23 protein-coding genes are annotated in these 25,196 nt (G+C 68.7%); 5 read left to right on the top strand and 18 right to left on the bottom strand.

The window, feature by feature from the left end; genetic code table 11:
• Both lepB and rplS read right to left on the bottom strand, forming a co-directional pair.
• The gene (gene lepB, locus AC5Y31_RS02215) at positions 1-855 is read right to left on the bottom strand and encodes a signal peptidase I (RefSeq protein WP_065026445.1); all 855 of its coding nucleotides are present in this window, start codon (positions 853-855) and stop codon (positions 1-3) included.
• A gap of 72 nt (positions 856-927) precedes the next feature.
• Positions 928-1,269 carry a 50S ribosomal protein L19 gene (rplS, locus tag AC5Y31_RS02210; RefSeq protein ID WP_019736221.1) on the bottom strand — a complete coding sequence of 114 codons (342 nt, stop codon included), beginning with the start codon at positions 1,267-1,269 and terminating at the stop codon, positions 928-930.
• Positions 1,270-1,663: 394 nt separating this feature from the next.
• On the opposite strand from rplS, the gene AC5Y31_RS02205 reads away from it, so the two are divergent.
• Complete coding sequence (locus AC5Y31_RS02205; RefSeq protein ID WP_499978109.1) at positions 1,664-2,560, top strand: serine hydrolase; 897 nt, start codon at positions 1,664-1,666, stop codon at positions 2,558-2,560.
• Between the two features lie 26 nt (positions 2,561-2,586).
• On the opposite strand, the gene trmD is transcribed toward AC5Y31_RS02205, so the two are convergent.
• The 5 genes from trmD to AC5Y31_RS02180 all read right to left on the bottom strand — a co-directional run bounded on the left by trmD (position 2,587) and on the right by AC5Y31_RS02180 (position 5,130).
• A complete protein-coding gene (trmD, locus tag AC5Y31_RS02200; protein WP_065026443.1) occupies positions 2,587-3,276 on the bottom strand; it encodes a tRNA (guanosine(37)-N1)-methyltransferase TrmD in 690 nt (229 codons plus the stop codon).
• Positions 3,273-3,794, bottom strand: a complete 522-nt coding sequence (rimM, locus tag AC5Y31_RS02195) for a ribosome maturation factor RimM (RefSeq protein ID WP_499977700.1) — start codon at positions 3,792-3,794, stop codon at positions 3,273-3,275. The genes trmD and rimM overlap by 4 nt, the downstream gene beginning before the upstream one ends.
• A gap of 11 nt (positions 3,795-3,805) precedes the next feature.
• Positions 3,806-4,048, bottom strand: a complete 243-nt coding sequence (locus tag AC5Y31_RS02190; RefSeq protein WP_019736217.1) for an RNA-binding protein — start codon at positions 4,046-4,048, stop codon at positions 3,806-3,808.
• A gap of 8 nt (positions 4,049-4,056) precedes the next feature.
• On the bottom strand, positions 4,057-4,542 hold the full coding sequence (gene rpsP / locus AC5Y31_RS02185; protein ID WP_301634860.1) for a 30S ribosomal protein S16: 486 nt from the start codon (positions 4,540-4,542) through the stop codon (positions 4,057-4,059).
• Positions 4,543-4,710: 168 nt separating this feature from the next.
• Positions 4,711-5,130, bottom strand: coding sequence for a nuclear transport factor 2 family protein (locus AC5Y31_RS02180; protein ID WP_065026440.1), 420 nt, complete (start codon positions 5,128-5,130; stop codon positions 4,711-4,713).
• Positions 5,131-5,177: 47 nt separating this feature from the next.
• Here AC5Y31_RS02180 and AC5Y31_RS02175 point away from each other — a divergent pair, with 47 nt between their 5' ends.
• The gene (locus tag AC5Y31_RS02175) at positions 5,178-6,050 is read left to right on the top strand and encodes a D-alanyl-D-alanine carboxypeptidase family protein (protein ID WP_065026439.1); all 873 of its coding nucleotides are present in this window, start codon (positions 5,178-5,180) and stop codon (positions 6,048-6,050) included.
• A gap of 11 nt (positions 6,051-6,061) precedes the next feature.
• Here the strand turns inward: AC5Y31_RS02175 and AC5Y31_RS02170 are convergent, their stop codons facing one another.
• Both AC5Y31_RS02170 and ffh read right to left on the bottom strand, forming a co-directional pair.
• Positions 6,062-7,129 (bottom strand): amidohydrolase family protein, encoded by a 1,068-nt coding sequence (locus tag AC5Y31_RS02170; protein WP_499977698.1) that lies wholly within the window; start codon positions 7,127-7,129, stop codon positions 6,062-6,064.
• Position 7,130: 1 nt separating this feature from the next.
• Positions 7,131-8,687 carry a signal recognition particle protein gene (gene ffh / locus AC5Y31_RS02165; RefSeq protein ID WP_065026437.1) on the bottom strand — a complete coding sequence of 519 codons (1,557 nt, stop codon included), beginning with the start codon at positions 8,685-8,687 and terminating at the stop codon, positions 7,131-7,133.
• A 303-nt stretch (positions 8,688-8,990) separates the two neighbouring features.
• On the opposite strand from ffh, the gene AC5Y31_RS02160 reads away from it, so the two are divergent.
• Together AC5Y31_RS02160 and AC5Y31_RS02155 are read left to right on the top strand one after the other, a co-directional pair.
• Complete coding sequence (locus AC5Y31_RS02160) at positions 8,991-9,824, top strand: PE family protein (RefSeq protein ID WP_499977696.1); 834 nt, start codon at positions 8,991-8,993, stop codon at positions 9,822-9,824.
• Between the two features lie 26 nt (positions 9,825-9,850).
• Complete coding sequence (locus AC5Y31_RS02155) at positions 9,851-11,032, top strand: PPE family protein (protein ID WP_499977694.1); 1,182 nt, start codon at positions 9,851-9,853, stop codon at positions 11,030-11,032.
• A gap of 652 nt (positions 11,033-11,684) precedes the next feature.
• Here the strand turns inward: AC5Y31_RS02155 and AC5Y31_RS02150 are convergent.
• The 6 genes from AC5Y31_RS02150 to AC5Y31_RS02125 all read right to left on the bottom strand — a co-directional run bounded on the left by AC5Y31_RS02150 (position 11,685) and on the right by AC5Y31_RS02125 (position 20,357).
• Positions 11,685-14,087: a [protein-PII] uridylyltransferase gene (locus AC5Y31_RS02150; RefSeq protein WP_499977693.1), complete on the bottom strand. Its 2,403-nt coding sequence runs from the start codon at positions 14,085-14,087 to the stop codon at positions 11,685-11,687.
• Between the two features lie 32 nt (positions 14,088-14,119).
• Positions 14,120-14,458 carry a P-II family nitrogen regulator gene (locus AC5Y31_RS02145; protein WP_301634845.1) on the bottom strand — a complete coding sequence of 113 codons (339 nt, stop codon included), beginning with the start codon at positions 14,456-14,458 and terminating at the stop codon, positions 14,120-14,122.
• Positions 14,364-15,836 (bottom strand): ammonium transporter, encoded by a 1,473-nt coding sequence (locus tag AC5Y31_RS02140; RefSeq protein ID WP_499977691.1) that lies wholly within the window; start codon positions 15,834-15,836, stop codon positions 14,364-14,366. Before AC5Y31_RS02140 ends, AC5Y31_RS02145 begins: the two co-directional genes overlap by 95 nt.
• Before the next feature lie 160 nt (positions 15,837-15,996).
• Complete coding sequence (locus tag AC5Y31_RS02135; RefSeq protein ID WP_499977689.1) at positions 15,997-17,406, bottom strand: phytoene desaturase family protein; 1,410 nt, start codon at positions 17,404-17,406, stop codon at positions 15,997-15,999.
• Between the two features lie 30 nt (positions 17,407-17,436).
• Positions 17,437-18,861: a hypothetical protein gene (locus AC5Y31_RS02130; RefSeq protein ID WP_499977687.1), complete on the bottom strand. Its 1,425-nt coding sequence runs from the start codon at positions 18,859-18,861 to the stop codon at positions 17,437-17,439.
• A 161-nt stretch (positions 18,862-19,022) separates the two neighbouring features.
• A complete protein-coding gene (locus tag AC5Y31_RS02125; protein ID WP_499977685.1) occupies positions 19,023-20,357 on the bottom strand; it encodes a PE-PPE domain-containing protein in 1,335 nt (444 codons plus the stop codon).
• 197 nt (positions 20,358-20,554) lie between these two features.
• On the opposite strand from AC5Y31_RS02125, the gene AC5Y31_RS02120 reads away from it, so the two are divergent.
• Positions 20,555-21,331, top strand: a complete 777-nt coding sequence (locus tag AC5Y31_RS02120) for an SDR family NAD(P)-dependent oxidoreductase (RefSeq protein ID WP_065024464.1) — start codon at positions 20,555-20,557, stop codon at positions 21,329-21,331.
• Positions 21,332-21,352: 21 nt separating this feature from the next.
• Here AC5Y31_RS02120 and AC5Y31_RS02115 read toward each other — a convergent pair whose 3' ends face one another.
• Genes AC5Y31_RS02115 through ftsY form a run of 3 tightly spaced genes read right to left on the bottom strand, consistent with a single transcriptional unit; the run spans position 21,353 to position 25,159 of the window.
• The gene (locus AC5Y31_RS02115) at positions 21,353-22,789 is read right to left on the bottom strand and encodes an amidase (protein ID WP_499977683.1); all 1,437 of its coding nucleotides are present in this window, start codon (positions 22,787-22,789) and stop codon (positions 21,353-21,355) included.
• A 42-nt stretch (positions 22,790-22,831) separates the two neighbouring features.
• Positions 22,832-23,809, bottom strand: coding sequence for a glycoside hydrolase family 6 protein (locus tag AC5Y31_RS02110; protein WP_499977681.1), 978 nt, complete (start codon positions 23,807-23,809; stop codon positions 22,832-22,834).
• 57 nt (positions 23,810-23,866) lie between these two features.
• A complete protein-coding gene (ftsY, locus tag AC5Y31_RS02105) occupies positions 23,867-25,159 on the bottom strand; it encodes a signal recognition particle-docking protein FtsY (RefSeq protein ID WP_499977679.1) in 1,293 nt (430 codons plus the stop codon).
• Between the last annotated feature and the right edge of the window lie 37 nt (positions 25,160-25,196).

Here is a 25,196-nt window from a genome sequence, read left to right as displayed (position 1 = left end):
CTACGGCCCCTGCTGCGGGTTTATCGCTCTCACCGGCCCCCACCGCGACGGCGGCCAGGCGATGAACCGGGTCTTGCCGATCACATTGCTCACCGGCACGGTGCCGGCGTCGACGTTCTCGCCGGTGCACAGGGTCCGGCGCTGCAGATCGGGTTGGATGGCCACGGTGTCGCAGTGCGCGCGGGAGTCCGACGAGTGCGTGCGGTTGTCGCCCATCACCCACAGCCGGCCGTCCGGTACGGTCACCGGACCGAACTCGGGGCCCAGGCACGGGTAGACCATCGGGTCGACCATCAGGGTGGCCGGGTTCAAGTAGGGCTCGTCGAGTGTCTTGCCGTCGACGGTGAGGCCGGTGTCGTTGCGGCACTGCACGGTCTGGCCGCCGACCGCGATGACCCGCTTGACGAGATCGTTCTCGTCGGGCGGGACGAATCCGATGAAGGACAGGGCGTTCTGCACCCAGCGCACCGCGGTGGTGTCGGACCGGATCGACTTGTAGCCCACGTTCCACGACGGCGGGCCGCGGAAGACGACAACGTCGCCGGGGCGCGGGGCGCTGAACCGGTAGGTCACCTTGTCGACCATGATCCGGTCGCCGACGCAGCCGTGACAGCCGTGCAGCGTCGGTTCCATCGACTCCGACGGGATGAGGTAGGGGCGTGCGACGAACGTGAGCACCAGGTAGTACAGCACCAGCGCGATCGCCACCAGCACGACCGACTCGCGCAGCGTGGAGTGCTTGCGTTCCTCGGGCGCCTCGGCGGCGTCGGCCTCAGGGGCCTCGGCGGCCTCGGGGACCTCGGGCTGGTCGGCCTCGGGAGAGTTCTCGGGTGACGAGCCCGTGGTTTCGGTCACGAGATCAGGGTAGTGACCGCGTCGGCAGCGCCGAAGACCGACCGGAGGCTATCGCCCGAGCGGAGGCGCGGGTCAGCGCTTCTCCTTGATCTTGGCCTTCTTGCCGCGCAGTTCGCGCAGGTAGTACAGCTTGGCCCGGCGGACGTCACCGCGGACCACGACGTCGATGTGGTCGACGTTGGGCGAGTGCACCGGGAAGGTGCGCTCCACACCGACGCCGTAGCTCTCCTTGCGAACGGTGAAGGTCTCACGCACGCCGCCACCCTGCCGGCGGATGACCACGCCCTTGAACACCTGGATGCGCTCCTTGGTGCCCTCGATCACCTTCACGTGCACGTTGACCGTGTCGCCGGGGGCGAAGGCCGGGATGTCGTCGCGCAGCGACGCCTTGTCGACGATGTCCAGCGTGTTCATTGCGGAAACACTTCCTCGCGGGTCGCGGCTGCCGACCGGGCCGCACGCGGGTGCGCGTGCAGACGGTAACCGAGCCGATGGGTTCGGGCATATTGTCGCATCGTGCGGTTCGGCGAGCCGTCGGGCCCCCGCTGCAGAGTCAACTGCCGGGCAACAACTGCTCAATTGTGCCAGACGCGGCGCAACCAGTGAAATCGTGCAAATCGCCGCTGGTCGCTCCCGCGGGAAGCGTCCGCATCGTGATAAGCCTGATGAGAAGGCGGACTGCGCGATCTGGGTGCGGTCGCGGTAACCTAACCGGCGGGCCGATGGCAGCACGTGTGGCGAGCCCGTAGATGTCGGCGTCTTACGCGACTAATACCTGTTGAGGAGGCCACCCGCCGTGCGGCCATCGATGCTAGTGCTGACCATCGTCATGGTGATTTCGACGGTGGTGTTCGGCTGCGACGAGAAGGTCTACGGCGCCGCCGCCCCGCGGCCCCCGCAGTACCGGGCGCCGGAGGTGGCGCCGGTGGCGACCGCGATCGAGGCGCCCCGCGCCCCCGCGATTCCCCCGGCCGCCGTGGTCGACGGGCTGGCGGCACGCATGCAGGACGCGACCGAGGAAGCAGCCAAGGTCGGCGCCAACATCTCGGTGGCCGTGCTCGACCGGATCTCGCACCAACTGGTCACCAACGGCAACACCCGGTCGATCGCCACCGCCTCGGTCGCCAAGCTGTTCATCGCCGACGACCTGTTGATGCACCAGTCGGAGGCCGCCCTGTCGGCCGATGATCAGGCCGCCCTGGAAGTCATGCTGCGCGCCTCGGACGACGGGGCCGCCGAGACGTTCTGGAACTCCGGCGGCGGCAACGCGATCATCACCCGGGTGGCAAGCCGCTACGGCCTGGCCGGCACAGCGCCGCCGTCCAACGGCGCCTGGTGGAACACCATCAGCACCGCGCCGGACCTGGCGCGCTACTACGACATGCTGCTCAACGGCTCCGGTGGCCTGCCCGCGGACCGGGCCAACCTGATCGTCAACGACCTGGCGCAGTCCACCCCGACCGGCATCGACGGCTACCCGCAGCGGTTCGGGATTCCCGAGGGCCTGTACAACGAGCCGGTGGCCGTCAAGCAGGGCTGGATGTGCTGCATCGGCAACAACTGGATGCACCTGTCGACCGGCGTGGTCGGCGCGGACCGTCGCTACGTGGTGGTGATCGAGTCGCTGCAGCCCAGCGACGACGCCACCGCGCGCGCCACCATCACCCAGGCCGTCAAGACGATCTTCCCCGGCGGCCGGATCTAGCGGATCCCCGCCATCGGCCTGATTCGCTACTCCCCCAACAGGTCCGGGCGGCGCTTTCTGGTCCGCGCCACCGCGGCCTCATGGCGCCACGCGTCGATTCGCGCATGGTCGCCCGACAGCAGCACCTCCGGCACCTCCAGGCCACGCCAGCTCGGCGGCCGGGTGTAGCTCGGCCCCTCCAGCAGTCCGTCGCGATCCGGGGAATGCGAATCATCGTGGCGGGAGACCGGATTGCCCAGCACTCCGGGCATCAGCCGCAGCACCGCCTCGAGCATCACCAGCACCGCGGCCTCGCCGCCGGCCAGCACATAATCGCCGATCGAGACTTCTTCGACCCGCATCCGCCGGGCGGCGTCGTCGGCGACCCGCTGGTCGATGCCTTCATAACGGCCGCAGGCGAACACCAGATGCCGTTCCTGGCTCCACCGCTCGGCGGTGGCTTGGTCGAACAGCGTGCCCGCCGGCGTGGGTATGACCAGAACCGTGTGCTCCGAACAGATTTCGTCGAGCGCTTCGCCCCACACCGGCGCCTTCATCACCATCCCCGGCCCGCCGCCGTACGGGGTGTCGTCGACCGAGCGGTGTACGTCGCGGGTCCAGCGCCGCAGATCGTGTACGGCCAGCTCGACCAGCCCGGTCTGGATCGCCTTGCCCGGCAACGATTGCCGGATCGGGTCCAGGTAGTCCGGGAAGATGGTGACGACGTCGACCCTCACGGTGACAGGTCCAGCAGCCCGTCGGGCGGGTCGATGCACACCAGCTGCTCGGCCAGCGACACCGAGGTGACGATCGCGGACACGAACGGCACCAGCAGCTCACCGCCGCCGGTACGCCGGACCGACAGCAGCTCGCCCGCCCCGGTGTGCAGCACCTCGGTCACCGTGCCGAGGTCCTCGCCCGCCTTGGTGCGCACCCGCAGACCTTCCAACTGATGGTCGTAGTAGGTGTCGTCCTCATCGATCGGCGGCAGGTCTGCCGAGTCGATCACCAGCAGGCTGCCGCGCAGGGCGTCGGCCGCATCCCGGTCCGAAACCCCGGCCAGGCGCACCAGCAGCCGGGCACCATGCGGGCGCGCGGTTTCGACCACGTGATCGCGCGGCTGCTCGCCGCGCTTCTTGGCACACAGCACGGCACCGGGAGCGAAACGCTCTTCGGGGTCGTCGGTGCGGACATCGACAACGACCTCGCCGGTGATCCCGTGAGCTTTGACCACCCGTCCGACCGTCAGCTCCATGAGCCGGCCGGCTATCGGTCGGTGTCGACCACGTCCACGCGGATACCGCGCCCACCGATACCGGCGACGAGGGTGCGCAACGCGGTGGCGGTGCGACCGCCGCGACCGATGACCTTGCCCAGGTCGTCGGGGTGGACGTGCACCTCCACGGTGCGGCCACGCCGGTTGGTCACCATGTCGACGCGAACGTCATCCGGGTTGTCGACGATGCCGCGCACCAAGTGCTCGACGGCATCTGCCACCACGGCACTCACGGCCGCACTCAGCTCTCGGTGGCCGGCTCGGCGGCCTCAGCAGCGGGAGCCTCGTCCTTGGCCTCGGCGGCTTCGTCCTTGGCGTCGTCCTTGGCCTTCTTGGCAGGTGCCTTCTTCTTCTTGGCCGTGGTCGCCTCGGTGGTCGGGCCACCCTCGGCCTCGGCCAGCGCGGCGTTGAACAGCTCCAGCTTGCTCGGCTTGGCCGGCTTGACCTTCAGCTTGCCCTCGGCACCGGGCAGGCCCTTGAACTTCTGCCAGTCACCGGTGATCTTCAGCAGCTTGAGCACCGGCTCGGTGGGCTGAGCCCCGACCGACAGCCAGTACTGGGCGCGCTCCGAGTCGATCTCGATCAGGCTCGGCTCTTCCTTGGGGTGGTAGCGGCCGATGACCTCGATGGACCGGCCGTCCCGGCGGGTGCGCGCGTCGGCGACCGCGATGCGGTACTGCGGGTTGCGGATCTTGCCGAGCCGGGTCAGCTTGATTTTGACAGCCATGAATCACTCCTGAGTAGCACGCTGCAATTCAGCGATGCGGGCGGATTTGCCCCCATCCGGTTTTGCCTCGCGTGTTGCGCCGTGACGCCGCACGCCCTGATAAGGGCACGGTCACACGACGGACAGCCGCCCATTGTGCCAGAACCGGCCCGCTGCGCAGAAATCGCCCTACGGCAGCTTCTCGAAGCACTTGGTCTCGACGCGGCGGGTCATCCGCCAGCCGTCGGCGGTGCGGACGAACGCGTCGTCGTACCACAGGCCCAGCAGCATGGTTGCCGGCTTCTCCCCACCGAACACCATCGGGTTGAAGCAGAAGGTACGCGCGGTGGCCGTGTCGCCGTCGACCCGGATCGACGGCAGGCCCAGCATGTGGGCGTAGCCGGCGAAATTCGGCAGCACCTCCGCCAGCCACGCCTTCACCTGGGGATAGTGCCCCTCGATACCGCCCATCGCGCGGTAGTCGATGTAGGCATCGTCGGTGAAAACGGCGTCGAGGTCGTCGAAGGTGCGGGTATCGATGGCGGTGGAGTAGTCGACCAGCAGCTGCTGGATCTGCCACCGGTCCGACATTTCGGCCTGGCTCAGCATTCCTTGATTCAACACTGCAGTGGTAGGGGGCGGTAGGCTGACCCGCCATGCGGAAACTTCTGGCCGCAATCGCGGCTGTGCTGACCGTGCTCGCCACCACCGCCGTGACCGCCTCCGCCGATGTCGCCCAGCCACTGGGCTCCGCACCGGTTCCGGCCGGCCCCGCGCCGAACTGGCTCATCGCCGACCTGGACTCCGGGCAGGTGCTCGCCGAGCAGAACGGGTACGCCGTCACCCCGCCGGCCAGCACGATCAAGGTGCTGCTCGCGCTGGTGGTGCTCGATGAGCTCAACCTCGATGACACCGTGGTCGCCACCCCGGCCGACACCGCGGTGGAGTGCAACTGCGTCGGGCTCAAGCCGGGCCGCGGCTACACCGCGCGTCAGTTGCTCGAAGGCCTGCTACTGGTGTCGGGCAATGACGCCGCAAATGCTCTCGCGGACATGCTCGGCGGGCCCGAGGTGACCGTGGCGAAGATGAACGCCAAGGCGGCCGCGGTCGGCGCGACCAACACCCACGCCAGCACGCCGTCCGGCCTGGACGGCCCCGGCGGCCCTGGCGCCAGCACCCCACACGACCTGGCGGCGATCTTCCGGGCGGCGATGGCCAACCCGGTGTTCGCGCAGATCACCGCGCAGCCGTCGGCGATGTTTCCCACCGAGACCGGCGAGCGCCCGATCGTCAACATGAACGAGCTGCTGGCCCGGTATCCGGGCGCGTTCGGCGGCAAGACCGGATTCACCGATGCGGCCCGCAAGACCTATGTCGGCGCGGCGGCCCGCGACGGCCGGCGGCTGGTGGTCGCGATGATGTACGGGCTGATCCACGAGGGTGGTCCGACCTACTGGGATCAGGCCTCCGCGCTGCTGGACTGGGGTTTCGCGCAGGGCCCGATGTCCGGCGGCGTCGGCAGCCTGTAGGCCGGCGCGACTCAGTACACCCGCCCGCGCAGCATCACCAGATCCGGCCGGCCCAGTACCGCCGGCCCGCGGCGCGGGTCCTCGGTGAAGCAGAGCAGGTCGGCCGGGACGCCGTGTTCCAGTCCCGGGACACCCAGCCAGCGCCGGGCATCCCAGCAGGCCGCACCAAGCGCCTCGGTGGCACTGAGGCCCACCCCCGTCAGGGCGTGCACCTCGTCGGCGATCCGGCCGTGGGCGACCATGCCGCCGGCGTCGGTGCCGGCATAGATCGGCACCCCGGCCTCTCGGGCGGCGCCGATCCGCTCCCGACAGCTCGCGTGCAGCGCCCGCATGTGCGCGGCGTAGGTCGGGTACTTGGCCGCCGAATCGGCGATCCCGGGGAAGTTCTCGATATTGATCAACGTCGGCACCAGAGCGGTGCCACGGGCCAGCATCAGCGCGATGATGTCGTCGGTGATGCCGGTGCCGTGCTCGATGCAGTCGATGCCGGCGTTGATCAGGCCGGGCAGGGCATCCTCGCCGAAGACGTGCGCGGTGACCCGGGCGCCGTTGGCGTGAGCAGCCTCAATAGCCGCGGCGAGCACCTCGTCGGACCACAGCGGCGCCAGGTCGCCGATCCCCCGATCGATCCAGTCCCCGACCAGCTTCACCCAGCCATCGCCCCGACGGGCTTGGGCCGCAACGGCTTCCGGCAACTTGCTCTCGTCGTCAATGTCGAGGCCCAGCCCGGGGATGTAGCGCTTGGTGCGGGCCAGGTGCTGCCCGGCGCGGATGATGCGCGGCAAGTCGGCGCGGTCGTCGAAGGCGCGGGTGTCGATCGGTGAGCCGGCATCGCGGATCAGCAGCACCCCGGCGCGACGCTCGGTTTCGGCCTGGCGCAACGCCTCCTCGGCGTCGACCGGGCCGCCGGGCCCGATCCCGATGTGGCAGTGCGCGTCGACCAGGCCCGGGATGATCCAGCCGTCGGAGAACACCGTCTCGGCGTCGTCGACCGGCTCGAGGGTGACCGCGCCGTCGACGATCCAGTACTCGACCGGTTCGTCATCGGGCAGCCCGCGGCCGCGAACGTGCACCGCCAAATTACTTCTGGCCCGGGAAGTTCAGCTTGGACAGGTCGAAATCGGCCAGCCCCGGCGGCAGCTCGTTGAGCCCCTCGGGCATCTGCGACAGGTCGGGGAAACCGGCCGGCATGGCACCGAACGGGTTGCGCGCCTTGGGCGGGGTGGGCCCCCGCTTCTTGCCGCCCTTCTTGCCCGCCTTGCCCTTTGCCTTACGGGTACTGCTCTTGCGGCCCATGCCGGGTAGGCCCATGCCGCCCATCATCGACGACATCATCTTGCGGGCCTCGAAGAACCGGTCGACGAGCTGGTTGACCTCGGACACCGCAACCCCCGACCCGTTGGCGATACGCAGCCGGCGGGAGGCGTTGATGATCTTCGGGTCGGCCCGCTCGGCGGGAGTCATGCCGCGGATGATGGCCTGCAGCCGGTCGAGTTGGCTGTCGTCGACGGCGGCCAGCGCGTCCTTCATCTGGCCCGCGCCCGGCAGCATGCCCAGCAGGTTGCCGATCGGGCCCATCTTGCGGATCGCCAGCATCTGCTCGAGGAAGTCCTCCAGGGTGAGCTCGCCGGTCCCGATCTTGGCGGCGGCCTCCTCGGCCTTCTGGGCGTCGAAGACCTGCTCGGCCTGCTCGATCAGGCTCAGCACGTCGCCCATGCCCAAGATGCGACTGGCCATCCGGTCGGGGTGGAAGACGTCGAAGTCCTCCAGCTTCTCCCCGGTGGAAGCGAACAGGATCGGCGCGCCGGTGACTTCACGCACCGACAGCGCCGCACCACCGCGGGCGTCACCGTCGAGCTTGGTCAGCACCACACCGGTGAAACCGACACCCTCGCGGAAGGCGTCGGCGGTGGTGACGGCGTCCTGGCCGATCATCGCGTCCAGCACGAACAGCACTTCGTCGGGCTGGACGGCATCGCGGATGGCGGCGGCCTGGGCCATCATCTCCTCGTCGATGCCGAGGCGACCGGCGGTGTCGACGACGACGACGTCGAAGTGCTTGGCCTTGGCTTCGGCCAGGCCCGCGGCGGCGACGGAGACCGGGTCACCGGGGCCGATCTGCGCCTCGTGCGCCTGGGCGGAGGTACCGGGATGCGGCGCGAACACGGCGACCCCGGCGCGTTCGCCGACGACCTGCAGCTGGTTGACCGCGCCCGGGCGCTGCAGATCGCAGGCCACCAGCAGCGGGGTGTGGCCCTGGCCCCGCAACCAGGTCGCCAGTTTGCCGGCCAGGGTGGTCTTGCCCGCACCCTGCAGACCGGCCAGCATGATCACCGTCGGCGGGGTCTTGGCGAAGGTGAGCGTGCGGGTCTGCCCGCCGAGGATGCCGATGAGCTCCTCGTTGACGATCTTGACGACCTGCTGGGCCGGGTTGAGGGCACCGGAGACCTCAGCGCCCTTGGCCCGGTCCTTGATCCGGCCGATGAACTCCCGCACCACCGGCAGCGATACGTCGGCTTCCAGCAGCGCCAGCCGGATCTCCCGGGCGGTGGCGTCGATGTCGGCGTCGGTGAGACGACCCTTGCTGCGCAGCCCCTGAAGAGCACCGGTCAACCGGTCGGACAGTGATTCGAACACGCAGCCAGCCTAAAGGGTGTCGGCCAACTGGGCGCGGTCGAGGCGGTGGCGGCAGTCGGACCTGGCGATAATGTAACTGCGAAGTTAGAAATATCGCACAGTTAATGCGACGAATCGTGGCGATTAATGCAATGTTTCATGGCACTCACGGGCCATTGGCTGCGTTAATACTTCTGTATGCAGCCGCTAACAGAATGTTACGCCTCTTCCACCCACCCGAATTCGTGAAATTCTCAGCGTGCGGGTGGCACCAAACACCGCGGATCACTCGACGGTCGGGCCCGCAATTTGGGAGGAGAACGCATGTCATTTGTGAAAGCGGCGCCCGAAGCCATGACGTCAGCCGCGGGACAACTTCAAGGTATCGGCGAAGTCCTGGTCGCACAGAGCGCCTCGGCGCGAATCCCCACCACCGCCATCGCCCCGGCCGGCACGGACCCGGTTTCGCAACTACAAGCCGCCCTCTTTGCGACCTATGGCAGCCTCTACCAGTCGATCAGCGACCAGGCGGCGGTCGTTCACCAGCAGCTTGTGCGGGCCCTCGGGCAGAACGCCGTCATGTACTCCGCCGCCGAGGCGACCAACCAATCCACGACATCGCTGGACGCGGCGATCCAAGGGTTTTTGACCGACGTCCTCGGTGTTCCGACCAGCGGCAGTTCTTCGCTGTTGTCCGGAAACGCCGCCAACATCGGCAACATCGGGATGGGCAACTGGGCCTCAGCCGGCTCGGCCCTGCTCGGCCTGGCCGGTGGCGGCCTTCTCGACTTTCCCGAAGAGGTCGCCGCCGATGCCGGCGGATTGGCCGGGTTGGACCAGGCCATGCTGGCCGGGATGGCGGGACCGATCGCGACGGCCGGCATGGGCGCGACACCGATGGCAGCTGGAGCCGCGCCGGCCACCGCAATGGGCGCCGCAACCGCGCCGGGTTGGGCCGGGGACGGTGTGGCGGCCGCGGCCGCCACTCCGGCTCGCCTGGCGGCCGCGAGCGTGGCTGTCCCGCAAACCGCGCCAACCATGGCAGCCGTGCCGGCCGCCCTGCCGTCAGCAGCATCGGGCGACCGTGGCGTCGGAAGATTCGGCGTACCGCGCTACGGCACCAAGCCCACCGTCGTTCCCAAGCAACCCGCCGTCTAGGCCAGCCGACGAGATGGGATACCAGCATGTCTTTCGATTTCGGAGCATTGCCGCCGGAGATCGTGTCGGCATGGATGTACAGCGGAGCCCGTTCCGGACCGCTGGTGTCAGCCGCCTCGGCGTGGAGCAGCCTGGCCGCCGAGCTGGAAACTTCGGCAGCGTCCGCCCAGTCGGTGATCTCGGAGCTGACCGACGAACTGTGGACGGGGCCGGCGGCGGCGGCGATGGCCACCGCAGTAGCGCCTTATCTGGCGTGGCTGAACACCACCTCCGCTGCCGCCCACCACGCCAGTTCGCAGGCGATGGCGTCGGCGGCAGCCTTCGAGGCCGCCCACGCGGCGACGGTGCCCCCGCCTGTGATCGTTGCCAATCGGGCCCAGCTGGCAGCACTCGTCGCGTCGAATCTGCTCGGGCAGAACACCCCGGCGATCCTGGCCACCGAGGCCCACTACATGCAGATGTGGGCGCAGGACACCCTGGCCATGTTCGGCTACAGCACATCGTCGGCCAGCGCAGCTGAGTTGTCGCCGATGTCTCCGGCGCCGCAACCCACCAATCCGGCCGGGGCGGCGGTCGCCGGCGCCAGTGCAGCCGGCGGGCTCCAGCAGGAACTGGCCCACGCCCTCACGACCCTGCAGGGGGCGCTACAGACGGTCACCTCACCGCTGGCAACATCAACATCGGCGGCCATGCCCCTCGGCAACGCCGTCGACCTCTTTCTCGGCACCCCGTTGTTCTCGAATGCCATTAACGGAGGCGTGAACACTGCGGCTTGGTTTGTATGTACCGCGATCCCGACGGCGGTGTCGCTGGGCCACACCCTGGCCTTGGCGGGCCCGGCCAGCCTGGCTTCCGACGTTGTCGGCGCCGAAGGTCTCGCAGCCGGTTTGAGCCCAGCGGTGCTGGCCGGCATGGCGCAACCGGCGGGGGCGATGGCTTCCGGCGCGGCGCCGGTGGTGGCGGGACTGGGCCAAGCGGCCACGATCGGCGAGGTGTCCGTCCCGGCTTCTTGGTCGGCAGCGGCGGGAACGCAAGTCGCGGCATCGACAGGCTCGGGCTGGACCGCTGCCGCCGAAGAGGCTGCGCCGATGCATGCCGTGCCGGCCGGGATCGGGTCAGCGGGCTCAGCCGGACGCTCCGGGTCCGGTTCAGGTCTGCCCCGCTACGGCGTCAAGCCGACAGTGATGCCCAAACAAGTGTTCGTGTGACAGCTGCCGGAGCGGCCCCTTGGTCTCTGGTCACTGCGGGGGCTTTCCCGTCCATCTGGGGCTCAGGGGTACGGACCGGCGGACGCCGATGCCCCGGACAGGTTCGGTAGCGGATGCAGCCACAGTTGAGGCCGATGATGCATGTCTCGGGGCCAACAGGACCTGCGCTCGGCGCTGACAGCACCCGACTGGGCGACTCAGTCGCCGCGCTCGCCGGCCCGGGCAGAAACGCGGGGGCACCGCTGAACCCGACCGCCAAGGCCACGCCGACAGCACCCAACCGCGCGCACGTCATCGTGCTGCAAAGCCTCATCACCACGTCCTGATGTTTCGTCCGTGTTTCACCCTGCTCACAGGCTACGCGTCATTCCTGGCAGCTCTCTGACTCCCAGCGGCTCGCTCACCGAGCGGCCTGCCGCGGTCGCCGGCAGCCCATTTCGGGAGAATGCAACTATCCAATCGCTTATTGGATCAATTCGTCGGGATCCTGCCCGAGATACACCAAACCCTGGAGCAAGATATTTTTCGCGAGCGCCAATTAACGCGAGCGCCAATTAATCGGCACACACACGAACTACCGATGAACTCCACGCCTACTCGGGAACAGGAAAACGGCGGGCCGCGGTCTGAATAATGGCCGAAACGTACTGCTTCAATCCAATGCGGTGAGCAGATGTTTCTCGATCACCGTTCGATTTACCGGCGTAGGCAGGACGACGCAGAACACGTCGTCTGCCGTCGACCCCCGCGTGGTGACCTTCGCCCACATGACGTCGGCGCCGGCCCGTTCCAGCGCCGCCGCCAGCCGTGCCAGGAGGCCGGGGCGATCCGCAGCACGGACTTCGATGATCGGCCGGCCGGGGGTGCTGTCAAACCACAAGATGCGAGGCGGGGCCGCCGGACCGCTCACCGGCACCCCGGCGGGAACCTCACCGTAGGTGATCCGGTGCGATTCGTCGTGGCGTCGCTGCAACCCGGCGTGGACGTCGATACCGTCCGCGAGCGCCAGGCGGAACTGCTCACCGACGAGCTGGGCAACCGGCGGTGAGCCGAAGTGCGGAGACACCACGAACTCGGTGATCGCCGCCCCATGCCGAACATTGACCGTCGCGGCGTGCACCCGCAACGAATTCATCGCCAACACCGCCGCAGCCTTCGACAGCAGACCGCGCTGCGCGGGCGCGATCATGACCGCGCGGTAGCCGCGTCCACCGGCGTCGCGGCGTAGGTCCACGTGTACGTCACCCGCTTTCGCCAGCAAGACGTACTCGGCATCGATCGGGTCGGCCTGCGGCAGCGGCTCACCGGCCATGACGAGGCGGCAGCGCCGAACCAGGTCGGCGACCAGCGTTGCCTTCCAACCGTTCCATGTCTCCGGACCGGTTGCCAGCGCGTCGACCTCGGTCAACGCGTGCAGCACCTCGAGCGTCACCACGTCTCCGCCCAGCGCCGCCGCAACACCCGCGATGACGTCCGGATCATTGAGGTCGTGCCGAGTGACGACCTTCGACAGCAGCAAGTGGTGCGTCACCAAAGTGGAGAGCATCGTGACATCACTGGGCCACAGACCCAGCCGAGTACCGATCCGGGCCACCAGCTCAGCACCGATCAGGCTGTGATCGCCACCGCGGCCTTTGCCGATGTCGTGCAGCAAGGCCGCTAGGACCAGCAGGTCGGGCCGCGCCACCCGGGTTGTGAACGCCTGGGCCCGAACCGCGGTCTCGATGAGATGCCGGTCGACGGTCCAGATGTGGACAGGGTCGCGGGGCGGCAGATCGCGGATAGCCGCCCACTCCGGGAACAGCCGGCCCCACAGCCCGCTGCGATCCAGCGTTTCGATGGTTGTCACGATTGCCGGGCCGGCGGCCAATACCACCAAAAGATCATCGAGAGCCTCCCGAGGCCACGGCTCCGGCAGCTCGGGCGGATCGCGGGCCAGGCGGCTCAACGCGGCTGACGCGATGGGCAATCCGGTGCGGGCAGACGCGGCCGCCACCCGCAACACCAGACCGGGATCGCGCTGCGGCCGGGCGTCGCGGGCCAGTACCACCTCTCCGGCGAATGCGACCACGCCGTCATCCAGCGGTCGCCGTAGCCGCGGCCGCACCGCTGAGATGCCGCGTCTCGGCAGTGCATTGGCAGCGATTCGCAGACCCGCGTCAACGCGATAACTGATGGTGCGAGCCGCATCCGACAGGCTGCGCGCCAGTTCGTACCGGTCGCCGATGCGCAACGCAGCACCGATCTCGTCGGCGTATTGGGCCATCAGCAGCTCGTGCCCGCGCCCGGAGACTCGATGCAACTCGGTACGGACGTCAAGCAGCCGGACGTAGGACGCATCGACCGAACCACCTGCGATCTCCGAACTGCAGACAGTCGCACGGTCCGCGAGTTGAGCGATCGCCAATGCGTTGAGCAACTGCACATCGCGCGACCCTCCGCGTCCGCATTTCAAATCGGGCTCGACGCGATGCGCGATTTCGCCGCTACGCCGCCACCGCGCGTGCGTCGTTTCGACGAGTTCACCGTAGCGAGAACCGATTCCGTACCGCCACCGGTGGCGTACCTCGCGGATCAGTTGCGTCGAGGGCCGCTCATCTCCGGCGATATGGCGCGCATCCAGCATGCCCAGGTTCGCAAGCAGATCAGCCCCGGCGACCTCGATGGCCTCGGCTACGGTGCGCACGCTGTGGTCGAGGCGTACTCCTGCGTCCCACAGCGGATACCACAACAGCGCCGCAACCTCCTCGACTGCCTCGGCTGATTTGCCGTCGTGCAGTAGCAACAGGTCCAAGTCTGAGTGGGGTAGCAACTCGCACCGGCCCAGTGAACCGGTCGCCACGATTGCGAATCCGCTGTCTGCCACGATGCCGATCTCCGCCGCCTTCGCGGTCAACCAGTACTCGTGCAGCCGTCGCCACTCATCCCGCAGCCCAGCCGAATCCAGCCGGTCCGCGCTCTCTGAGCGAAGCGCTGCCCGTGCCCGCGCCAAATCAGTGGTCGTGCAGAAAGATCGCACTGACCGTGTTGCGGGCTCCACTTCGCGTTGCGTCATCGCGGCCCACCGAGGTCAACTCGGGTCAGATCTCATAGGGCATCTGCTCCACGCTCACCGGTGCGGACCCGCAGCACGGTTTCCACCGGGCTCACCCACACCTTGCCGTCGCCGATCTTTCCGGTGCGTGCCGCGCGCGCGATGATGTCCAGAATCTGTTCTACCGCAGCGTCGTCGACCAGTACCTCGACCCGCAACTTCGGCACGAAATCAACCGAATACTCCGCCCCCCGATAGACCTCGGTGTGGCCTTTCTGCCGCCCATAACCCCGAACTTCACTGACCGTTATGCCCTGCAGCCCCGCCTGTTCCAAGCCGGTCCTGATGCCGTCCAACGTGAAGGGCTTCACGATCGCGGTAATCAGCTTCATATTCACTTCTCTCTTCGGCGGAATGGACAGGACCCGGGCTGCCGCCGACCGCGAAGTCGTAGCCGCTTTCAGCATGTAGCGCTTCGTCGATGCCCGAGGCCTCAGCTTCCGCGCCCAGACGCAGTCCGATGGTGTACTTGACGATCCATGCCACGGCAGCCGTGCCCACCGCCGAATAGGCCGCAACGCTGCCCGCGCCGATGATCTGGCGCCACAACTGCTGCGTACCGCCGCCGTAGAGCAAGCCCGGAGATACGCCGGCACCACCGGCGATCGCAGCGGTCGCGGGCGCCGCCAAGAGACCCACCAGCACGGTACCGACGAACCCGCCGACCAGGTGTACCCCGACGACATCAAGCGAATCATCCAGGCCGAAACGGTATTTCAAGCCCACTGCCAAGGCGCAGGCGACGCCGGCAACGGCACCGATGGCCAGGGCGCCGACAACGTTCACCGAGGCGCACGACGGGGTGATGGCAACCAATCCGGCCACAATCCCCGACGCCGCACCCAGCGAGGTGGCATGCCCGTCTCGGATTCGCTCGGCCAACAGCCAACCGAGCATTGCCGCGGCGGCTGCCACCGTGGTGGTGATGAATGTCGACCCCGCGACACCGTTCGCGCTGACCGCCGACCCCGCATTGAACCCATACCAGCCGAACCACAGCATGGCCGCGCCGAGCATCACCAACGGGAGATTGTGCGGACGCATCGCCGCCGGCCAGCCGCTGCGCCTACCCAGAATGACCGCCAGTACCAACGCGGCGGTGCCGGCGTTGATATGCACCGCGGTGCCGCCGGCGAAGTCGATCGCATGCAGCTTGTTGGCGATCCAGCCACCGTGGGCCGCCGCCGCTCCGTCGAACGCGAACACCCAGTGCGCGACCGGAAAGTACACCACACTCACCCACAGAGCGGCGAACAGCAGCCAGCTTCCGAACCTCAACCGATCGGCAACCGCCCCGGAGATCAACGCCACCGTGATGATCGCGAACATCAACTGAAACGCGACAAAAACGTTCTGCGGCACGGTACCGACGACCGGAATCTCAACCGCCGAGCTGGTGCCGCCCGAACCGGCGGGCGCCGCATTGACACCGATTAGTCCCTTCAGACCCCAGTAATCGGTGGGGCGGCCAAGCACATTGCTCACGTCCTCACCGAAGGCCAGCGAATACCCGTAAAGCACCCACAGCACGGTCACCACACCCATGGCACTGACGCTCATCATGATCATGTTCAGCACACTTTTGACGCGCACCATCCCGCCGTAGAAGAACGCCAGACCGGGTGTCATCAGTAGCACCAGCGCGGCGCTCATCAGCATCCAGGCGGTATCGCCGGTGTCCGGCACCCCCAAAATCGGAAAACGATCCAAGTGTCCAGACCTCCTCGCCGACCCAGCTGCGCGATATGTAGATCAAGTTGGTCAAACAATGCGTAGTGGTTGTTTCGGCTGCAGCGCCGCGCTGTTGCGGACATGTCACAACCTGCTCACACCGCCGGGCTGCAATTCGGGCCGCGACAGCCGGATTCGGCTACAGATGGCGCAGTGCCAGGCGCGCGGCGTTGGCGCCGCACATGCCGTGCGCGCCTGGCCCCGGTGGGGTCGCCGCCGAGCAGATATAGGTGCCGGGAATTCCGGTGCTGTACGGCGAGAGTGTGACGCGCGGGCCAAAGGCCAACTGGCGAACATCTTTTGCGCCGGTCATGATGTCACCGCCGACGAAATTGGGGTTGTAGACCGCCATCTCGCCGGTGCTGCGCACGGCCTGACCGACGACGCGGTCACGGAAACCCGGGGCGAACCGCTCGATCTGGGCGATGATCGCCGCGGTGGCGTCCCCGGTGTAGCCGTGGGGCACGTGGGCGTAGGTCCACACCGGGTGCACATCGCCGACAGATCGCTGCGGGTCGGCCAGGTACTGCTGACCGACCAGGACGAACGGCCGCTCGGGCATGCGTCCGGCGTGGACGTCGCGTTCGGTGGCGGCCAGCTCGCGGTGCGTGCCGGCCAGGTGCACGGTGCCGGCCAGCCGGGCATCGTGGTTGGTCCACGGCACCCCGCCTTCGAGGGCGAAGTCGACTTTGAAGGCCCCCGGCCCCCGGCGGAACCGCCGGTAGGCCCGCGCCACCCGGCTCGGCAACCGGTCGCCGAGGATCTGCGCGACGGCGTCGGGGGCCAGGTCGAACAGCGTCACGTCGGCGGGCGGCAGCTGCGATACCGAAGCCACCCGCACGCCGGTTTCGATGGTGCCGCCCAGTTCGATCAGCGCGGCGGCCATCGCGTCGGCGATCGCCTGCGATCCCCCCGCGGCCACGGCCCAGCCGTGCCGGTGGCCCGCGGTGAGGATGCCCAGCCCGATCGCCGAGGTCATCGGATAGTGCAGCGGCCGAAACGCGTGCGCGGCCACGCCGAGAAACAGCGCCCGTGCCTGCGGGGTACGAAACCAGCGGGCCAGCGCCGAGGCGGGCAGTGTCGTGGGGGCACCGAAGCGGGCCAGGGTCAGCGGGTGGTGCGGCAACCGCAGCAGCGGGCCCATGATGTCCTCGTTGAGCGCATCGAACCGAGCGACCGGACCGCCGAACAGACGTCGCCAGCGGCCGCCGTCGCGGCCCAGGCCGGCCGCGGTCTGCTCGACCGAGCGGTACAGCACCCCGGCGCTGCCGTCGTCGAGCGGATGCGCGCAGTCGACGTCCGGCCAGCGCCACTGCAAGCCGTAGCGGCCGGAATCGAGGCCGGACAGGAACGGGGAGCCGACCGCCATCGGGTGAATGGCCGAGCAGTCGTCATGCAGCAGACCCGGCAGGATCGCCTCGCTGCTGCGGGTGCCGCCACCTACCGCGTCGGCGGCCTCGAGCACCGTGACCCGCACCCCGTGCTGAGCAAGCGTCACGGCGGCGGCAAGCCCGTTGGGCCCGCCGCCCACCACGATCGCTGTGCTCACGCCGCCACCTCCCGCCGGCAGCCCGCGACGCTAGGCGGGATCGCCCGGTGCACCGCCCGCGCCGCCGGCGCCACCTGTCCTGCCGTCGTTGGATGCACCGGGCTCGCCCGGGCTGCCGGATGCGCCGTCGGTGGCTCCGCCGTTGCCGCCGTGGCCGCCGTCGCCGCCCGGTCCGACGATGCCGTTGCCGCCAGCCCCACCGGCACCGCCGGCACCGCCGGCACTGTCCACCAAGTTGGTCGCCGCGCCGCCGTTCCCGCCGCGGCCGCCGTTAGCGCCGGTCAGGCCGCTTCCACCGGCTCCGCCGGCGCCGCCTGCACCGCCGGTGCCACCGGTCGTGCCGTTGCCCGCGGCTCCGCCGGAGCCACCGTCGCCACCGCGGCCCCCGACGCCGAGCGGGTTGTTCAAACCGGCACCGCCCTTGCCTCCGGAGCCTCCGTCACCGTCGATACCGGCCTTGCCGGCTCCGCCGACCCACGCGTTGCTGGCACCGGCCGCTCCGCCCTGGCCGCCGTCGCCGCCGTTGCCGCCGTTGCCGCCCATCGGCTGGGAAGCCGTGCCGGCGGCGCCGGCCGCTCCGGCTCCTCCGGTACCGCCGTCACCGCCGTCACCGGTGATGCCCAGGAACCACCCGGCCTTGCCGCCGGTCCCGCCGTTGCCGGCGTCACCGCCGTTGAGGGCGGTCACCTCGGAACCGTTGACACCGACCCAGCCCGATCCGCCGCGGCCGCCCGCTCCGCCGAAGCCCCACCCGGCCAGGGCGTCGCCCCCGGAGCCGCCCTCACCGCCGTCGTGCGCCACCAGCCTCGGGCCGCTGAGAGTGTCGTGGAAGCCGGTACCGCCTTGGCCGCCGACGCCGCCGTCGCCGAACCACAAACCACCCGAGCCGCCCTGGCCACCGGCACCGGCCTCGATCACCGTGCCGTCGGCGCCCAGGTAGGCGGCGGCCCCCTGACCGCCCGCACCGCCGTTACCGAACAAGCCGGCATCGCCGCCGGCACCGCCCATGCCGCCGTCGACCCCGGCCACACCGGCAGCACCGGTGCCACCGTCGCCGAACAGGAATCCGCCGTCACCGAGGTCGCCCAGCCCGAGCCAGCCGAACAGCGAGTTGTTGACGCCGGTAAAGCCATCGATGCCGTCGCCGATCAGATCCCGGCCGAACATCAGCACCCACGGGGTGTTGATCAAGTCGATCACCAGCTGATTGCCCGCGTTGTGCAGGAAGCTCTGCAGCGCGTCGTGGATCGGGAGGTAGAAGGCGTCCTGGTAGAGCTGCGCCCAGTCGGCCGGCTCGAACGCATTGAAGTCGACCGAGCCGATGTCGGCGGGGTCGAAGCTGGCCACGCCGATGTCGGCACCGTCCAGGCCGGCCGAGTTGAGGTCAGACAGGTCGAGCCAGGCTCCGGGATCGAAGAAATCGAAATCCGCCTGGGCCGACGGTGCGGTCGCCATGGGTGTCAGCGCTAGCGCCAACGCCGCTGCGGCACCGCCCACGGCACGACACAACCGGCCGGCCGCGGCGCGACCACGCCCACCGGAGCTGCGACGATGACGACGATTCATTGTCAATTGACCTTTCTGCGACTGTGCTGTGCCCACTGGCCGAAGCTGGTTTAGGCGGGGGCGATCGTGTCCAGGCCGAGCAGGTCGGCGATCCAGGAGACGTCGGGGTTGCCGTCCACGAGAGACCCGAGGGAGCTCGCGAGGTCCGAACCGTCCGCGGGGTCGGTGGCGGCAGCCGAACCGCCCAACCACCAACCGGTGTCCTGGATGTCGAAGTAGACGCGCTGCGCCGCGGTCAAGATCGACGAGAACAGGTCGTCGCCAAGGAATCCCCCGGGGAGATAGGTGTTGAGATTCTGCAGTTCCTTGAACGCGTCCTGAAGCCCTTGGGTCCAGGCGTTGGCCAGGGCGGCGTTGATGTCGGCCCAGCTGATGTTGCTCGGCAACAGGTCCCAGCTGATGGTGGTGGGCACGTTGGCCGGCCCCTGGTTCCAGCCTTCGGTGAGGCTGCCGTATCCCAGGTTCACCAGGATGCGCATGCTCGGTTCCAGCAGGGCGGCCAGTGGGGCGCCCCAGACCGGGTTGAGCCGCAACAGCTCGAGCAGCGGCAGGTGCTCGCTGGGAATCATGTAGTAGTTGGTGAGGCTGTCGGGGTCGGTGGTGTCCAACTGAATTGCGTTGGCGATGTCGTCGTGGCTCAGGCCCAGATATGCGATGTGTTGGGTGAACATGCCGGCTACGGCGTTGAGAGTCGACAGCAGGTTCAGCGGATATCGGGGAAAGTCGGCGTAGCCGTCGTATTCCAGGGTGTAGACGTCGGTGTTGAAGTAATCCGGGGTCGGGTGGCCGAGCATCAATCCGTTCCAGAACGTGATGTCGCCATCCCAGAGGTTGAGCATTTCGACGATGCCACCGTTGGGGTTGGCGGCGTTGCCGACCAGCACGAAGTGGACGTCCTCGGCCGGCACGCCCTGGTGGTAGAGCTGCTCCATCGTCATCGACGACATCGCCGCACTCTGGGAGTAACCGAACACATACACCGGGTTGTCGGCGTTCACCTGCCCGGTGGCGATCTCCTTGTTGATCGCCTCGGCCAGGATCTGGGCGCCTTGGACTTCCGAGACGTTTCCCGGGAAGTACAACTGCGGTGTGAACAGTGATTGCGCGGTGCCGGTGAAGCCGTGCGGCTGCAAATAGAACAGGTCGGCGGCGTTAACATATCCGTCCGATGGCAATGGAATACCGCTGCCGCCCATAACGAATGCGGTACCTCCGCCGGTCAACTGCACCGCCGGCGGCGAGGCAGCGGACGACCGCGCAGTCAGCGGCAACACGCCGACCATGCCGGCGAACACGGCGAAAACACTTACGGCAGCGACGACTACGCGCCTACGGCGGGGCGCAGCCGCTCCCCCCGCACGCGACATCGCGACCAGTTCTCCCATGAAAACTCCCAACCCACTGACCCTGCGATCGAACCGTTACCTGATCGAAATTAGATCACCCGCAACAGTTTTAGTCAGTCGTTCCGCCGAACGCCAGCCAGGCTGACATAACTCCGGTTATTGGACGTAGTGATAATGTCGGCCAATTCCCTCGACCGAAACCCGGGCCGGAAAGGCGTCCGCGTAAAGTGTCTGCCGTGGATATAACTGGAGCAAGCGCGATCGTTACCGGTGGCGCATCAGGAATCGGTGCGGCAACTGCCCGCCAGTTGGCCGACAAGGGTGCCCGGGTCGTCGTGGCCGACCTGCAGGCGGACAAAGGTGCGGAGCTGGCCCACGAGATCGGCGGGGTGTTCGTGCCGGTGGACGTGACCAGCACCGAGCAGATCATCGACGCCGTCAACACCGCCGCGGACCTCGGTCCGCTGCGGGCGCTGGTGAACTCGGCCGGCATCGGCTGGGCCCAGCGCACCATCGGCAAGGACGGCGAATTCGAGTCGGCACACAGCCTGGATGCGTACAAGAAGGTGCTGGACATCAACCTGGTCGGCACCTTCGACTGCATCCGGATCGCGGCCACCGCGATGAGCCGCAACGAACTCACCGACACCGGCGAGCGGGGCGCGATCGTCAACATGACCAGCGTCGCGGCCTTCGACGGCCAGATCGGCCAGGCCGCCTACTCGTCGTCCAAGGGTGGCGTCGTGGGCCTGACCCTGCCGGTGGCCCGCGACCTGTCCGCGGTCGGCATCCGGGTGAACACCGTCGCGCCGGGCCTGATCGACACCCCGATCTACGGCGAAGGCGAGGCATCCGAAGCCTTCAAAGCCAAACTCGGTGAATCCGTGCTGTTCCCGCACCGGCTCGGCAAGCCCGAGGAGCTCGCGTCGATGGTGGTCGAGTTGCTCACCAACTCCTACATGAACGCCGAGGTCGTCCGGGTGGACGGCGGCATCCGGATGCCCCCGAAGTAGCTAGTAGTAGGTTTCGCGCGCTCAACCGACTGGCGGATGCGCCCCCGACCACGGGTGTGCTGATTCCAGTTGCGAGGCAACACGAATCAGGATGTCCTCGCGGGCGTAGTCGGCGGCGAGCTGAATGCCGATCGGCAGTCCATCGGCGTTGCGGTACAGCGGAAGGCTGATCGCGGGTTGTCCGCTCATGTTGAACGGCGGCGTGAACGCGGCGAACCGGCCGGCCCGCCGCTGCGGGGCGGTCGGAAACGCGGGTTCGTTCTCGAACTCGCTCAGCAGTGGTGGCGGTTCGGCGACCGTCGGTGTCAGCAGCAGATCCCAGCCGTCCGCCCACCACTGCTGCAGCGCACGCCGAAAGGTCCAGCCCGCCGCCTGCGCTGCGGCGTAGTCGATGGCAGTCAACCGCTGCGCCTGCTCGACCAGCGCCCAGTTCACCGGTTCCATGTCCGCCGCGGTCACCTCGCGTCCGAGAGTGGCGCCGATATCGCGGGCGGCCAACGCCATCTGCGTCGCCCACAAGGCCATGAACCGCTGCGTCAGCGTGGTGTCGGCAAGACAGGACGGCCAGGCCGGCTCGACGATGTGCCCGAGTCCCTCCAGCATCGATGCCGCCGCCCGGACCGCCGATCGGCAGTCCTCGTGCAGAAATTCGCCGCGCGGATGCACATCGAGGAATCCGATACGCAGCCGTCCCGGGTCGGCACCGACCTCTGCGACATACCTGCGTTGCGGCTCGGGCGCGATGACGGTGTCCCCCACGCCGGGACCGCGCACCGCGTCGAGCAGCCCGGCGGTGTCACGCACGGAACGGCTGACGCACAGTTCGACCCCCAGCCCCGCCTCGGCCCGGGCCGGACCGACCGTGATCCGGCCTTGGCTCGGCTTGAGTCCCACAATCCCGCAGCACGAGGCCGGGATGCGGATACTGCCGCCACCGTCGGAAGCGTGCGCGAACGGCACCATCCCGGTGGCCACCGCGACCGCCGCCCCGCCGCTGGACCCGCCCGGCGTGCGCTCCGGCGCCCACGGGTTGCGGGTCGGTCCCCACGCCAGTGGCTGTGTGGTGGGCAGGCTGCCTAACTCGGGGCTGTTGGTCCGCCCGGCGATGACGAGCCCGGCCGCCTTGAACCGAGCGACCAGGGTGCTGTCCGAATTGGCTTTTCTGCCAGCGGCTTTGAGAGCGGCGTTGCCATTGGACAGGGTCTGCCCGGCGAAGTCGGCGTAGAGGTCCTTGAGCAGGAAAGGCACCCCGCGAAACGGGCCATCAGGCAGGTCGGCTGTCACCGATCGGGCGTGGTCGAACCACTTCATGACCACCGCGTTCAGCCCGGGGTTCGAGCGCTCGATTCGCTCGATCGCGGCCTCCAGCAGCTCGGTCGGCGTGACCTCACCGTTGGCCACCAACGCCGCCTGGGCGGTGGCGTCGGTCCATCGGAGTTCTTCGGCAAGTCCGCTCATGGCTTCTGGTTTACCCGACGGGAACCGTGCCGGCGCGGTTGACTACCCCGCGTTGCGCGCCAGGTTGATCGCGTACTCGCTGACGAAGTGTCCCGCGGCGGGTTCGCCGGAGCCGCAACTGCCGTCGGACTCCCCTACCCGCTTGACCCACAGGTAGGCGTCGGCGTGCGCGCCCGCGGTGTCGGTCGTCGGCGCCGCACCCAGCGCCCGGCCGCTGGGGTTGCACCAGCCGTACGGGTCGCCTTCGGCGGGGCCGGCACCGTTGCGCGAGGTGTCGATCACGTAGTGCTTGCCGCCGGTCATCCCGGAAATCTCTTCGCCGTAACCGATCTGTTCTTCGGTGGTGAAGTAGTTCGTGCTGTTGAGGGAGAAGCCACGGGCGCGTCCCACCCCGGCCTGGTTGAGCCGGTTGGCCATTTCGCCGGCGTTCACCCAGCGCGAGTGCCCGGCATCGACGTAGACGGCGGTAGCCGGGTTGCGGCCCAACGTATCCACGGCGTAGCTGATCAGGTCGAAGCGCTCCTGACGCTGGTCCCCGGAGAGGCAGTCGGCCATGGCGAGGGCGTCGGGTTCGAGGACGATCGCGGCCGGGTTGCCGCCGATCCCGTCGGCGATGCTGTCGACCCAGGCGCGGTAGGCCGCCCCGGAGGAGAACCCGCCGGCGGCGTAGCTGCCGCAGTCGCGGTGTGGGATGGCGTAGAGCACGAGCACCGGCATGGCGCCGGCCGCCGCTGCCGCGCCGGTGTGCCGGGCCACCGTTGCGCCGACGGTACCGGCCCCGAACGCCTGGTCGAGCCAGTACGCCTGCGGCGTGTTGGCGACTCGGGCCAGCTCGGCGCTGTCGGGTTGGGCGTTGGCGGCATGCATCGCCTTCGAGATGGGATCGACGTAGAAGGGCATGCCGGCCAGCGGGTTGTCGCCGTCGGCGAGGGCCGGAGCGGCGCCGACGAGGGCCGCAACAGTCAAAAGAGGGGCGAGACGGCGCGCGAGGGCGCCAAATGCTGAGGGGAGCACAGCCAAAAATTACCTTATGGCCGGCCTGAGGTCACAAGACGGTCACGATCGGCGCCGGGTCGCTCAGCCGAGCAAGGCGTCGACGAAGGCCGCCGGCTCGAAGGGTGCCAGGTCGTCAGGCCCCTCGCCGAGCCCGACCAACTTGACCGGCACCCCCAGCTCCTGCTGCACCCGGAACACGATGCCGCCCTTGGCGGTGCCGTCCAGTTTGGTCAGCACCACCCCGGTGATGTCGACGACGTCGGCGAACACCCTGGCCTGCGCCAGTCCGTTCTGCCCGATGGTGGCGTCGAGCACCAGCAGCACCTCGTCGACCGCCGCGCGGCGGGTCACCACCCGCTTGACCTTGCCGAGCTCGTCCATCAAGCCGGTCTTGGTATGCAACCGGCCGGCGGTGTCGATGACCACCACGTCGGCACCGGCCGAGACACCCGTGTCGACGGCGTCGAACGCGACCGACGCCGGATCGGCGCCCTCAGGCCCGCGGACCACCTCGGCGCCGACCCGCGCCGCCCAGGTCTGCAGCTGGTCGGCCGCCGCGGCCCGGAACGTGTCGGCCGCGCCCAGCACCACCCGCCGGCCGTCGGCCACCAGCACCCGGGCCAGCTTGCCGACGGTGGTGGTCTTGCCGGTGCCGTTGACCCCTACCACCAGCAGCACCGACGGATGCTCGTCGTGCGGCAGCGCCCGAATGGAGCGGTCCAGGCCGGGCTGCAGCTCGCCGATGAGCACCTCGCGCAGCACCACGCGGGCGTCGGCCTCGGTGCGCACCTGCCCGCCGGCCAGCCGTTCGCGCAGCTGCGCGACCACCGATTCGGTGACGGTCGGCCCCAGATCGGACACCAGCAGGGTGTCCTCGACGTCCTGCCAGGAGTCCTCATCCAGGTCGCCGCCGCCAAGCAGCCCGAGCATGCTGCGGCCCAATGCGTTCTGCGACTTGGCCAACCGACCGCGCAGGCGCTGCATCCGCCCGTCCACCGGCTCGATCTCCGGTTCGACGGACGGCTCGACGGACGGCTCAACGGACGGCTCGACGGCTTCAGCGGGCGGTGCTTGAGGTTCGGGAGCCGCTTCGGGAGGCGCTTCGGGCAGGTCGACATCGGTGATGGTGCGCCGGGGTGCGTCCCGGGGCACTGTCGCGTCGTCGCCGATGACGGGGGCTGGTGCCTCCTCGGTTCGGCTGAACGTGATCCCCGAGGAGGCGGCGTAGCCGCCCGAGCGGTCCAGGCTCTCGCGCTGCGGCGCGGTCAGGCTGATGCGCCGACGGCGGTGGCGCACCAGGCCGAAGATCAGGACACCGACCAGAACCAGCGCGACAACGACCGCCACAGCGATCCACAGACTTTGAGACGACACGACGTTCATTGTCGCAGGGAGTACCCAGCCCGGGTTC

This window comes from Mycobacterium sp. NGS18 (genome assembly GCF_059813185.1).
The sequence above is the reverse complement of the archived record's forward strand: the minus strand, read 5'-3'. Positions and strand labels throughout refer to the sequence as shown.